We start from the raw sequence: 13,100 nt of genomic DNA on the forward strand, positions 1-13,100 counted from the left end.
CTCAGCTTTCTGATGGTGGATTCTCCCCTTTCCGTAGCGATGCAAGCAAAAATACCAATATGGTAGCCACCGTCAAAATCAACGGCAGCATTTGCATCTTGATCCGGCCAAGTAAAATTGCAGCTACGGCGCAGGCCGCCGCAGTAATTGCCATCGCTGCGTTCGCTGTTAGTTTTTTTACCGCGCCATTGAGTAAAAGGCTGGCGGTATAAAACAGCACCGCTAATTTTTGCACCAGCACCAGTGCCCAAACAAAGGAATGCAGACTATCCAAACGCCGAAAGACGGACAGATTGCCTATGCGCGCCAATGTGTAAAAGGGCTGACTTTGCCCCAGCGCAAATCCGCCGAGCACCAATTCTCCCACCAGCGTAAATACAACATAGGAGCAAAACACCGCAAGCAACACCCGAAAAAACAGCCCTTGCTTTTGCGGCCCGGATTGGGAAACCAGCACAAACCACGCAAACAGCGACGGGGAAACTGAAAAGCCTCGCAATGCAGCATGGAGCACTTCACCAGCAGGGTCTACACTGACTTTCAGGTTCTGCAAATCCGCTCTGCCGAGCGTTGAAAGGATAATCAGCACCACCGAGAAAATCAAGAGTACCAGCACTACTTCTGCCGTGCGCGCAATAGAAAAAACACCTAGCTTAGAAGCGTACACAGCGATCGCGAGGGTAAGCAATAAAAATACCAAAAAAGACAGCTGCCAGTCAGAAGCACTGCGTAAAAATCGAAAAGTTGTGGCTATCGTGTCCCCTGCTGCCACAGCAAGCAATAAAAAACCACAAAAAAATGCAGGTTTAACAGCAACTGAGGTGTCTGTAAGGTCGAATAACTTTGCACCGTTTTTCCATTCTGTAATGCCGGCCACCAGAAAATAGACAACTGCAATATCTAGCGCACTGGCAAGTATAGTAATCGCTGCGCAATATTTAATTGGTACAGAACCGGGTTTTGCAATTAAGTCAATTACCAAGCACAAATACCCAGTCACAAATAGCTCCATCGAGCTAAGCTTAGATTGTTGTTTCAGCAAATTCTTCACAACCTCATTTTCAAAATGCAATAGGAATTTATAAAAGCAAGTTAAAACTAACTGTCGTCCCGCTCTCCCTCTTCAGGCAAATCGGAAATCGTAAAGGTTTCCTTTTGCCTTGCTTTCCAGCCAGTGCGCAGCAAGCCGTCACGCAAAATACCAGGTGCATAGGGTGTTAGCGGTGCTGTATACGGCATACCAAAGGTGTCAATCCCGCAGATGCCGAACAGCGTACCCATCAATAAAAGCAAAATTCCAGCAGGTCCCAAAATGCCTCCTGCCAGAATAAAAAGCACACGCAATATCGTGATCGGCTGGTATAGGGTCGGCACCAAAAAGCCACAGATAGCAGAAATAGCGGCAATAATCACAATTGGAGAGCCGATTAACCCAAATTGCACCGCCGCATCGCCTACAATAAGCGCGGCCACAAGGCTAACGCTGTGCCCAATTGACTTTGGCATTCGCAGACCTGCTTCTTTGACAATCTCAAGTAGCAGATTAACAAAAATCGCTTCTAAAAATAGTGGCATTGGGGTTGCGCCTTCGCTTGCAGCAATTTTATATAGCATCTGCTCCGGGAAAATTTCCGGTGTGAAATTTGCAGCTGAAACAAAAAGGCCAGGCAGCATTACGGCTATAAAAAACGCGGTATACTTCAGTAGCCGAATAAAAGAGGCATAATAGGGACGCGAAGCATAATCGTCCATGCATTGAAAGTGTTCGGGGAAAAAATACGGAATCAGCAGTGCGTAAGGCGTGCCGTCTGCCAGCACAGCAACTTTGCCTTCGCAGATTTTAGCGCAAAGTGTATCCGGTCGGTCGGTAATTCCTACACCGCTGAACAATCCATAAGGCGCACTCTCTAAAAACGGAGCCAGATAAGAAGTGTCGAACACCATTTGCAAATCGATTTTCTGAAGCTTTTCTCTTACGGCTTCCAAAAGGCCGGGCTTAACAAGATCGCGATGGTAGATGAGCGCCACCTCAGTGCGGGTATAGCGTCCTTCCTCCAGACTTTCAATAATCAATCCATCTGTGCGCACGCGGCGCCGAATCAGCCCCATATTCTTGCGCAGGACGTCAGAGAAGGCTTCTTTCGATCCATAGACGTTTACCTCGCTGTCAGACGGCGAAACCGACCGCTGGATAAAGTCCTGTGTAGAGAACATCAAAGCCGAAGTAGCGCCCTGGCATAGCAGCACCGTATGACCGGTAGTAAGGGCGTAGCGCGCAGCTTCCAAATCCGTAAGGGCTTTAGGCGAAAAAGCCAAAGCAGAGTTTTCAGTTAGGTAATCCATCAACGCTTTGCCGTTATCGAAATCTCTGGGTTCTTCGCGCAGCGGCCGCAGCAGCATTTCCCATGCGTTGTCCACGCCTGCCACTACGTCGCAGAGGACAATCGCACATTCCACGTCGCAGATTTTTGTAGTTTTCAAATAGAAATCGGCAGATTTGCCGAAGCAGTCTTTAAAATAGACAATGTCTTGTTCTAAGTTTCCGGTGATCTTATGTTCCATTCCTTCACGCTCCTCTTCCTTTTGAGTATGGCGGGACCGTATGAATTTAATCATCTTCGACCACAATACATCGGAAAAGGAGGCAAAAAAACTATGCTAATTTTGCTCACCCGTACTTTGGTTGTTTACATTATGATTATCTTCGCTGTGCGTATGATGGGAAAAAGGCAGCTGGGAGAGCTGCAGCCCTCAGAGCTGGTTTGCACCATACTCATTTCAAACCTGGCATCCATTCCCATCGAGTCGCCGGATCTCCCTTTTTTGAACAGCGTAATTCCGGTTTTAGTTATCGTTTGCTTAGAGGTGTTGCTGTCTGCGCTTACTACCAAATCCAGAAAGCTTGAGACATTGATTTCGGGACACCCTAAAGTGATTATTCGCAATGGCGTCATCGACCAAAAAATGCTCAAGGAACTGCGCTTTACTGCGGATGACTTGCTTTCCGCTTTGCGTGTCAAAGACATATTTGACCCAACCGAGGTCGCGTTGGCGATAGTAGAAACCAATGGAAGCATCAGCATTTTCAAAACCGAGGTTTCCTCGCCTTTGAGTCCGGCATATCTCGGCGCAAAGCCGGACCCGCAGGAATGCCCAATGCTTCCGGTCATTGTAGATGGGCAGATTGATTCTGGTGTAATGAGCTGCTGCAACGTAACTGCCGGTTGGGTAGAATATGTGCTAAAGCAGCAAGGTGTAAGCCCGGAACAGGTGCTTGTGATGCTTTGCAACAAACAGAAAAAGCATCAAGTTGTTTTAAAAAAGGAGTCTTGAGCAAACAATGAAACGCATCATTGCCAGCGCTGTGATTCTTGCAGCCATCATCAGTTTTTCTATTTGGGGGACATTTCGGGTCAATAGCGTAACAGAGGAGATGATTACGCTGCTGGAACAGGCACAGGTACAAAACGACGCAAGGCAGCGCCAGGCGCTGGAGAATACTATTACGGACATTGAAGAGTACTTTGATGACCATGAACGGATTTTTTATCTGCTTTTGCGCCGGGACTTAATTTATGCTCCCCATCAATCGATTCATATGTTGTCTTCCTACAACACGCTCGAGGGAGAGGAGGATTTGTCGGCAGAAATACAACGCACCATCACACATCTCAAAGAGGTGCGAGGCCTTTTCTTTAGTGTCATTTGAAGCTAAAAAAAGGAAAATAAAAAAGCAGGGGCAGCGCTGAGAAGAATCTCAATGCTGCCCCTACTTTTGGGGGCCAAAATTTATGTGTAACATTCAGTGTTTAAACTGCCAGGTAATTACTTCTGAAAATTTTTCCTGCTTAGTAAATCTTTCAGTTCGTCCATAAAAGTATTAATATCGCTAAACTGGCGATAGACAGAGGCAAAACGAACATAGGCAACCTCGTCAATTGCCTTTAGCTCTTTCATCGCAAGCTCACCAATTTCGAGCGTGGTTACCTCGCGGTTAAGGGTATTAAGCAGCGATTGCTCGATATCATCCACCGCTGTTTCGAGCCGTTGCAGCGGCACAGGGCGCTTTTGACAAGCGCGCATCAATCCGGTCAACAGCTTTTGTCGGTCAAATGCTTCTCGGGATTTATCCTTTTTTACGACCATCAGCGGTACGGTTTCAATCACTTCATAAGTCGTAAAGCGCTTTTCGCAGGCAAGGCACTCTCTGCGGCGGCGAATGCGCTCCCCATCATCTGCGGGGCGGGAATCAATTACCTTCGATTCGATTTCTCCGCAATACGGGCATCTCATAAGGGTACTTCCTTTCTAGGCGGCTGAAAGCGTTTATTGCGCAATCAGCTCATATAACATTTCGTGCAGCGTTTCTGGCCGCACCGCCGCGGAAACCAAACTGTCGAAATAAGCATACGCCTTTTCGCTACAGCAGGTCACCTGCTCTATAATAGCAAATTGGCGGTGGCCGTCTTTTTCTGAAACAACTTCTACTGAATAGGATTGTTTATCCAAATATGGGCAGGACAGCAGCAGGTATTCGAGCTGCTTTTGATTGGACAGGATTTTTTGTTGTTTCACCACAGTTCCTTGCATCAATGGCATCTCGCCCCTTTCTCTCTTTCATTATATACGATATTTTAGAGAAAAAGAGGAAAATTTGTCGGAAACTGCAAGATTTTTATAGTTTTACTCAATATATTGTTTAAGATAGTCCAGCGAGTCTGCCAAATCCTGATCAGTGGCAAAGTTTTCGCGGTATAACTCTACGATAATGTTGCGATCAAAGCCGGTGGCCCGCAGTCTACGGAAGAATGCAGCGCAATCCAAATCCCCTTTTCCGGGTGGAAGGCAGTCGTGCTGCACGGTATGATCGCTTAAATGCACATGGCAAATTTTGCCCGCCATAGCGTCCAGCATATCAAATGGGTCTTCCCCGCTTCGCACTGCTTGCTTAACATCCAGCGTAAAGTGTACTTTATCACCTAGCAGCTCACGCATACGGCGAATATTATCAATGCTGCCAGATTTGCAGCGCACTACATTCTCTTGGCTTAGGGTAAGTCCGTATTCGGTTGCAATTTCAGCAAGAGTTGCAAAATTTTCGCAGTAATAACTAAAATCCACAGGGTTTGTTTTTACATCGCCATGCATTGTGAAAATTTGCGCGCCCAGCGATTCCGCACACGCAAACAATTTGCGGTACAGCTTAATGCCATCTGCAATGCGGCGCGGATAAGCTGAGGCAAAATAAAGCGGTTCCATGCCCGAAGTAAAGGGATGAAACGCCACTATGTCCAGGCCTGTTTCTTTGCACTGTGCACGTAACTGCTGAATAAAAGCCGGCTCTGTTTCGCAGAGAGTGTTCAAAAACAACTCGGCGTGCCGCACTCCTGCTGCCCCCAAATGAGCCAGAGAAACCTCTGTCTCTAACGGGAAATAGCATGAAGTAGACACACCGAGTTGCATGATTGTTCTCCTTTGAACCAGGTATTTATTGCGCCAGTAATTTTTCTACGGTAGAGAGTCTTGCAGCGACACAAAGCAGCTCTGCTGCAATTTTCAGCTCATCCACCGGCGGGAAGGTAGGCGCGATACGGATGTTGGAATCTTCCGGATCCACACCGTACGGATATGCCGCGCCTGCACCCGTGAGAACCACGCCTGCATCTTTGCAGAGGTCTACTGTGCGTTTTGCACAGCCGGGCATAACATAAAGGCTGATGAAGTAGCCGCCACGAGGACGCGTCCAGTGCGCAATATCGCCGCAGGGAAGCAGCTGATCGTCCAGCTCATGCAGTACCACCGAGAATTTCGGTTTAATGACGCGCTTATGCTTCTCCATATGGGCAAGCACACCGTCAAGGTTCTTCAGATATCTCACATGACGCATCTGATTCATTTTATCAAAGCTGATGGTCATCGGGAACATATTGTGCAGAATGTACTCCAGCATCTCGCTGCTTGCTGCCAGCGAAGAAACGCCAGCGCCCGGGAAAGTGATTTTGCTGGTGGAGCAGAACATGACAGGGCGGTTTTCGTTGCCACAGCGGCGGCACTCGTTGAGAATATTGAGCACACGATCCGGCTCGTCACCAAAGAAGTGCACAACATAAGCATCGTCCCAGAAAATTTTGAAATCTTTCGCGGCAGGCTCCATTGCGGCCAGGCGACGCACGGTTTCGTCAGAGTAGCAGTATCCATCCGGGTTGGAATAGGTAGGGACACACCAGATGCCTTTGACTGCGGGGTCTTTTACCAGCTCTTCCACGGCATCCATATCCGGGCCGGTTTCCAGCATTTTAACAGTCAGCAACTCAAAACCAAAATATTCCGTAACGCGGAAGTGGCGGTCATAGCCGGGGGCCGGGCAGATGAATTTACAGCCTCTGCCCCAGGGCTGTGAGCTCTCGGGGAAGCCATTGCGGCAGCCCATCGAGATGACATCGAACATCAGGTTAAGGCTGGAGTTGCCGCCTACCATAACCTCTTCTGGGCGGACGCCCATAATTTCTGCAAACAGACGGCGTGCTTCCGGCATGCCTTCCAGGCAGCCATAGTTACGGCTATCCAGACCGGTTTCGCTAATGTAATCTGCGGGGTCCATGGTCAGCATATCGATCGAAAGATCAAGCTGCTCTTTGCATGGTTTACCACGAGACATATCCAGCTTTAAGTTTCTGGCTAAATATCCAGCATAAATCTCTTCCAGCTTCTTCTTTTCTTCCAGCAGTTCCTCTTTTCCCATTGCCAAGTAATTTGCCACTTATACTCCCCCTGTAAATCTTTGTTTATGTTCTCTGTTTCCCGTTTAAAAACATTTAAATTAAGCAAAACAATAAATATATTATAAACTACTTTGCAAAAATAAACAAGAATATTCTCTGCCGCCGACCACGAAATAAGGATAAAAAACCGAAAAACAATCAAAAAAAGGATGTGGCTTTGTATTTCAAAAGCAACACATCCTTTTTATTGTTATTCCATAGCAGAATTCAAAAAATCCATCGCAAACTGTGCATGCATTGCGGCCCCACGTTTCATTACACTTTCGTCCACATCGTACTTGTCGTTGTGGTTAGAGTAGCAGTGCACTGCGTCGCGGCTGCCCAAGAAACCAAACACTGCGGGAATACGCTCCATATAATAGGCATAATCTTCACTGCCCATCATTTTGGGGAGCTCTCCCAAGCCTTCTTCTCCGTAAAGCTTTACTGCTGCGTCGTGCGCAATGTGGTTCAACTTTTCGTTGTCGTTGATCACCGGGCCGGGAAATGCTTCGTAGGTAAGCATAGCTTTCGCGCCAAAAGTAGCAGCAGTGTCCTCACAAACGCGGCGCAGCAGCGGCTCAATCTTTCCACGCATCTCGCGGGAATGGGTACGGCAGGTGCCCTCCATCACCACTTCGTTTGCAATGATGTTAAAACGCTGCCCACCGGAAATTTTGCCAACGGTGACCACCAGCGGATTAAGCGGATCGTTGTTGCGGGACACGATGGTTTGCAGATTCATCACGATAGCACTCGCGGCCACAATAGCGTCTACGCCAAGGTTGGGTGAAGAACCATGCGTAGAAACACCTTCTACACGGATAGTGAAATTATCGCAGCTTGCCATACGCACACCCGGCTCGACATTAAGCAGCGGAGCATCCATATTCGCCCAGATATGCTGGCCATACATAGCGTCCACGCCATCCAAAACACCTTGTGCAACATAATACTCTGCTCCGTGGCAGGTTTCTTCTGCCGCCTGAAAGAAGAGCTTTACATTACCGGTCAGCTCATCGCTGATTTCGGTTAAGATTTTCGCAGCACCAAGCAGCATTGCGATGTGAATGTCATGCCCACAGGCATGCATCACACCCTTGTTTTTGCTGGCAAACGGCAATTCTGTTTTTTCTTCTACCGGCAATGCATCAATGTCTGCACGCAGCGCCACAGTTTTACAATTCGGCTGCGCTTTGCCGCCGTAAATCATAGCGGTACAGCCAGGGTGGCCTTCAAAGCGTTCTACTTTAAGCCCCATTTTTTCCAGCTCTGCAGCAATAGTTTCGGTGGTTTCGTTTTCCTCCCAGGAAAGCTCAGGATGCGCATGGAACCAGCGTCGCTGTTCAATAATATAGCGCTCATACTTTTCTGACAAAGCTTTGATATCCATTCTTTTTTCCTCCCTGTATCGGCGGTAATAATCTTATTATAGCATCGCATCAAAAAAATGTCTCTGTTTTGAGTGCCTTTCTATAAGAGAATTTTGAATTTCATAAAAAAGTAGTCGAAAAAACGAAAAAATTCTATATTGCGTCGTTTTTTGTCTTTTCGTCTTAAAAACAAAAGGCAGCATGAGAACCCGAGTGCTCGCACCTCCCCAGCTGCTTATCTAAATAAAGCCAAACATTGTGCTGCTCTTTCGTTCTACCATTCAGAGGCAACAATCGTCTATTGTATCGAGTAGCATTATGAAAGTGTTTTTTGCTTTATACTTTGATGCTTCTCGCGTTTGCACCACGGCTGTATTTTGAGCAAGAGAAACAAAAAAACAGAGCTTGCCGAAGCAAAGCTCTGGTCATTATAAAAGTACGTTTTATGCATCAAAAGTAAGCAGTTCTGAAACCGGCTTGCGTGCAGGCGCAGCTTTTGCAGATTCTTCGGGATAGCCTACGGCAATCAGTGCCATAACCTTTTCGCCTGCCGGTAATCCGCACACTTCGCTTACTTTATCCTCATCAAAGATGCCGAGGATTACACTGCCTACGCCTTGCTCGTAAGCGGCAAGGCAAAAAGTCTGAGCGGCAATGCCTGCGTCAAAAACTTCCCATCTATCTTCTTTCGGGGTCGAATAAGCACCGTCTTTTTCGTATCCGCTCACCTTTTCTACGGCAGTCAAAACCACAAGTGCCGCTGCACGGTTGATTGTTTTGGCGTTAAACTCAAAACCCATAACACAGTCGGACGCTACTTGTGCTCTCAGTGCAGCGCTTTCTATCACATGATAACGCGCGACCTGTGTGTTTTTCCAAGACGGAGCATAACGTGCTAACTCAACGATTCTCTCAAATATCTCTTTAGAAACAGGTTTTTCTAAAAATTTACGCACGCTTCTTCTTTCTTTAACACAGCTTTCAAAATCCATAATACAGCTCCTTTTGTTCTGTCTTCGCTCTGTTGCTCCATAGGGCAACGCAGCAATATTTTCTCAAATCGGCTCTAGTGCAACTTGTGTAGTTATTCGCCTAAGCCGTTGTTTAATATGTATAGTGGTCAGTATAAAACTTCTCACCCGATTTGTAAAGGCTTCGCGGTCATAAATCAAGTTTTCGCAGGCAGACACCGCCCACGCAAAAGCACTTTTTTGCCAGTCCATTTGGCGCTATCTGCCGACAGCACCAAAGAAAAAACCACTGTTTTGGGATTGCGGTTCATCTGCAAGTAAAATAAAAAGTCATGCATGAGTTAAGTTCTCATACATGACTTTTTGTTGGCGGAGAGAAAGGGATTCGAACCCTTGTCACTGTTTCCAGTGAACACGATTTCCAATCGTGCGCCTTCGACCAGCTCAGCCATCTCTCCATATTCACCTTAATTAAGGCACTTTTCGCTGTGTCACTTCAAGCAGTTTTGCCCTTTTGGACAACCCGTGTGTTTCGCAGCTCATTTATTATATCAAACACCCCTCCCCGTTGTCAATACATTATTTGAAAAATTTTACTAATTTTTTTGAAAGATATCAGACTTTTCTTTCAACTTCGTTGCCGCAGTTATGCTTTCGCTATGTGTTATTCTTTTGCAAAATATATGCCCCCGACCGAAAGCTTTAATAAAACATTCAGCCGGGAGATACATTTCTTTGCGCCAATCAGAAGTGCTGCTCTGAATAGTAAATGGTGCTGTTGTCTGGCACCGAATGGGTCAGCCATACGTTGCCGCCAATGGTGGAGTGAGAGCCCACAAAGGTCTCTCCACCCAGAATGGTGGCATTTGCATAAATTACGACATGGTCACCAATGTTGGGATGGCGTTTGATATCCTTTACAGGGTTGCCGCTTTCGTCCAACTCAAAGCTCTTGGCACCTAACGTAACGCCCTGATAAAGCTTTACGTGACGCCCAATTACAGTGGTTTCTCCAATCACGATACCTGTACCGTGGTCGATAAAGAAATATTCGCCAATCGATGCCCCAGCGTGAATATCAATGCCTGTTTTCTCGTGGGCATATTCTGTCATAATGCGAGGCAGCAGCGGCACTTTTAAGCCGTAGAGCACATGTGCCATGCGATAAATGGAAATTGCATAAAAACCGGGATAGCAAACCAGAATCTCTTCTCGGCTTTTGGCTGCCGGGTCACCTTCGTACAGCGCGTCAATATCTTTGAGCAGCTGGCTTTTGATGTCCGGCAGTTGACGCAAAAACGACAGCGTAATTGTTTCGCTGTCCAGCGCACTGTTTTGGCTCTCTAACGCTAGGGCAATCTGCTCTTGCAGCGCCTCGGCCGCACGCTCTAAAAATTGCTGAGGCGACAAAGGCTCTTCTCCGTTTTGGTAAATACCAAAAAACAGTACCGATTGCAAATCTTTTATCATTCCTACGATTTTCTTTCGGTCGGGTACGTTGGGAGCAAGCTCTGCCGCGCTGGAAAGCTGCTCTAATTCGTTTAATATACTTTTGATCTGGGTTTTATCCATGGGTTGGGTTCTCCTTTGGTTACTCTGCAAACATTTCGGTGGTCAGGTAGCGGTCGCCTGTATCCGGCAACAGCACAACAATTGTTTTTTCTGCATTTTCGGGACGTTTGGCTACTTCCAAAGCTGCCCAAAGCGCTGCGCCAGAAGAAATACCGACCAGCAACCCTTCGGTGCGTGCAATCTCTCGGCCAATAGCAAAAGCGTCTTCGTCTTTTACGGCAATAATTTCATCATAGCTTTCGGTGTTCATCGTTTTCGGGATAAAGCCCGCCCCAATACCCTGCAGCTTATGCGGTCCGGCGCTGCCGCCTGCCAATACAGGAGAACCTGCCGGTTCCACCGCTATAATTTGGATGGCTGGGTTTTTATCTTTGAGGTAAGCAGACACACCGGATACCGTGCCGCCGGTGCCGACGCCTGCGATAAAAATATCGACAGTGCCGTCAGTGTCCTCCCAAATTTCCGGGCCGGTGGTCTTTACGTGTGCCGCGGGGTTTGCCGGGTTATTGAACTGACCTGCTACGATAGACCCCGGAATCTGCTTTGCCAGCTCTTCTGCTTTTTCGATTGCGCCCTGCATTCCCTTCGAGCCTTCGGTCAATACAAGCTCCGCACCATAGGCTTTCATCAGGTTGCAACGCTCTACAGACATAGTATCCGGCATCGTAATTACAACTTTATAACCACGAACTGCTGCAATTGCGGCAAGCCCAATGCCAGTGTTGCCAGAAGTAGGCTCAATAATAGTTGCACCTGGCTGAAGTTTGCCGGAAGCTTCAGCGTCTGCGATCATCTCTCTTGCCACCCGGTCTTTTACCGAGCCCGCCGGGTTTAGATATTCTATTTTAGCAAGGACAGTTGCGTTACTGTTGTGATTCGCCTGTAAACGATGAAGCGCCACCAGTGGCGTATGTCCGATTAAATCCTGCATGGAGTTATAAATTTTCATAATTGCCTCCTATTTTTAATAAAGCAAAAAACAAAAAAGCCTGCATGCTTTTGCATGCAGGCTCCTAAAACGACGTTTTATCAAACAACTGAAAAAACAAAAGGAACGCAACACAAGAAAGCATGGCTACATTTCGTCATGCTAAAACAACAGGTATTCTTTTTGTTTGCAGCAAACAGCATCTTGCGTTCCCCTTTCAGCTAATTTTCTTTTGAAATCCACTATGATTATGCCACTGATTCCCTATCATGTCAATAGGTGTTTTGTGACTTTGCACATTTTCGCCTCAAGGTTTTTTATTTTTTTGCCCAGTTGCAGGCATTGCGGCACGAGGCCGCCACTCCATATCCATTCATCAGCAGTGAGCTTCTCTTGCGTGTCAATGCTTGCTGCGTAAGCTGCACGATAAATTTAAGGCCATGTCCGCGGCTGCGGTGTTCCTGCGACACTATGAGGGTCCCCAGAACCGCACGCATCTGGGAGCGGGGCTTCACAAGCTTTTAAAAAAGCGCTAAATTATCTTCTGCAAGCGGCTCAACCATTGGCGTCCACCTGCTTTTTCTCGCGGTTTAGCTTGCCGAGGTAACGATAAATGCTGGCCTGAGAGCAGGCAAGCTTTTCGGCTACGGTTACCACAGCCCCTTTCATCATAAAAACGCCTTTTTGCTCAAGCAGGCCAACAATTTTCATTTTTTCTCCTTGCGTAAGCCTTTCTGGCGGCAAGGCAACTGTGTGCATTACCGAAAGCAATGCATCTTCTGTAGCGGCCGCAATGCTGCTGTAAAAGCTTTCCTGTTCTGTTTTCTCACTGCTTTCGTAGTTAGCCTTTACGTCTTCCACCATAATATTTTTTTCGGCATAGTGGTCGGGATGACACAACGCGAACACTTTTTGAGAAAGCTCTTTATAACGACTGTCATCAAAGTTAATGCATAGCAAGCCTACCAGTGCACCTTTCTCGTCTTTGATAAAAAAGGTAGAACAGCGCAACACTTTGCCCGATGCCGAGATGCCTCGATAATTCAGTTTATAGGGCTGTTTTAAATAGGTGCGATCTGCAATAATTTGCAGCGCAATATTGGTAAGAGGCGCGCCTACTTCTCGGCCGCTGATATGACCATTTACAAGCGCAACCAGTGACGGTTGTTTTTTGTTTAGGTCGTGCACAGCAATTTCATAGTCTGGCCCCAATGCTCGCCCTAAGAATTCTGCCAATGTTGCGTATTGGCGTATTAGATCTGATGCCACGAAATCAGCTCCCTTGTGTTATTCCGTTCTTATTATAGCATATTTTTTATCGAGATAATAAAATATTATATTTTTTATTGTAACTTATCATATAATTATAGCGAAACAAGCTTTATTTGTAAGCAATATATACAAATTCTTTTTTAATTATTTATATATTTGAAATCGCAAAAGATATTGATAAAACTTCATTACGATGATAAAATATTATCGTAAAGTGAAATTC

At 46.6% G+C, this 13,100-nt stretch carries 13 protein-coding genes and 1 tRNA gene; 2 read left to right on the top strand and 12 right to left on the bottom strand.

The window, feature by feature from the left end:
* Position 1: 1 nt before the first annotated feature.
* Positions 2-1,042 carry a GerAB/ArcD/ProY family transporter gene (locus C1A11_RS00995; protein WP_145995689.1) on the bottom strand — a complete coding sequence of 347 codons (1,041 nt, stop codon included), beginning with the start codon at positions 1,040-1,042 and terminating at the stop codon, positions 2-4.
* Positions 1,043-1,098: 56 nt separating this feature from the next.
* Positions 1,099-2,562, bottom strand: a complete 1,464-nt coding sequence (locus C1A11_RS01000) for a spore germination protein (RefSeq protein WP_180950197.1) — start codon at positions 2,560-2,562, stop codon at positions 1,099-1,101.
* Between the two features lie 93 nt (positions 2,563-2,655).
* Between C1A11_RS01000 and C1A11_RS01005 the strand changes: the two genes are divergently transcribed.
* Positions 2,656-3,333 (top strand): DUF421 domain-containing protein, encoded by a 678-nt coding sequence (locus C1A11_RS01005; protein ID WP_102048570.1) that lies wholly within the window; start codon positions 2,656-2,658, stop codon positions 3,331-3,333.
* Between the two features lie 7 nt (positions 3,334-3,340).
* On the top strand, positions 3,341-3,709 hold the full coding sequence (locus C1A11_RS01010; RefSeq protein WP_102048571.1) for a DUF4363 family protein: 369 nt from the start codon (positions 3,341-3,343) through the stop codon (positions 3,707-3,709).
* A gap of 116 nt (positions 3,710-3,825) precedes the next feature.
* Here C1A11_RS01010 and nrdR read toward each other — a convergent pair whose 3' ends face one another.
* From nrdR to C1A11_RS01060, 10 genes are all read right to left on the bottom strand, one after another.
* Positions 3,826-4,293, bottom strand: a complete 468-nt coding sequence (nrdR, locus tag C1A11_RS01015) for a transcriptional regulator NrdR (protein WP_102048572.1) — start codon at positions 4,291-4,293, stop codon at positions 3,826-3,828.
* Between the two features lie 33 nt (positions 4,294-4,326).
* Complete coding sequence (locus C1A11_RS01020) at positions 4,327-4,599, bottom strand: DUF6514 family protein (protein WP_145995691.1); 273 nt, start codon at positions 4,597-4,599, stop codon at positions 4,327-4,329.
* A gap of 84 nt (positions 4,600-4,683) precedes the next feature.
* Positions 4,684-5,463: a sugar phosphate isomerase/epimerase family protein gene (locus C1A11_RS01025; RefSeq protein WP_102048574.1), complete on the bottom strand. Its 780-nt coding sequence runs from the start codon at positions 5,461-5,463 to the stop codon at positions 4,684-4,686.
* Positions 5,464-5,488: 25 nt separating this feature from the next.
* Positions 5,489-6,760 carry an aspartate aminotransferase type Ic gene (locus C1A11_RS01030; protein WP_102048575.1) on the bottom strand — a complete coding sequence of 424 codons (1,272 nt, stop codon included), beginning with the start codon at positions 6,758-6,760 and terminating at the stop codon, positions 5,489-5,491.
* Between the two features lie 212 nt (positions 6,761-6,972).
* Entirely contained in the window at positions 6,973-8,154 is a 1,182-nt protein-coding gene (locus C1A11_RS01035) for an amidohydrolase (RefSeq protein ID WP_102048576.1), read from the bottom strand.
* A 423-nt stretch (positions 8,155-8,577) separates the two neighbouring features.
* Positions 8,578-9,126, bottom strand: coding sequence for a nitroreductase family protein (locus C1A11_RS01040; protein WP_102048577.1), 549 nt, complete (start codon positions 9,124-9,126; stop codon positions 8,578-8,580).
* Positions 9,127-9,472: 346 nt separating this feature from the next.
* Positions 9,473-9,563 (bottom strand) — tRNA-Ser (locus tag C1A11_RS01045).
* A 286-nt stretch (positions 9,564-9,849) separates the two neighbouring features.
* A complete protein-coding gene (locus C1A11_RS01050) occupies positions 9,850-10,677 on the bottom strand; it encodes a serine acetyltransferase domain-containing protein (RefSeq protein ID WP_102048578.1) in 828 nt (275 codons plus the stop codon).
* Positions 10,678-10,696: 19 nt separating this feature from the next.
* Positions 10,697-11,629, bottom strand: coding sequence for a cysteine synthase A (gene cysK, locus C1A11_RS01055; RefSeq protein ID WP_102048579.1), 933 nt, complete (start codon positions 11,627-11,629; stop codon positions 10,697-10,699).
* Between the two features lie 531 nt (positions 11,630-12,160).
* Positions 12,161-12,874, bottom strand: a complete 714-nt coding sequence (locus C1A11_RS01060) for a helix-turn-helix transcriptional regulator (protein ID WP_102048580.1) — start codon at positions 12,872-12,874, stop codon at positions 12,161-12,163.
* Between the last annotated feature and the right edge of the window lie 226 nt (positions 12,875-13,100).

It is taken from the genome of Pygmaiobacter massiliensis, assembly GCF_900199435.1.
GTDB lineage: Bacteria > Bacillota > Clostridia > Oscillospirales > Ruminococcaceae > Pygmaiobacter > Pygmaiobacter massiliensis.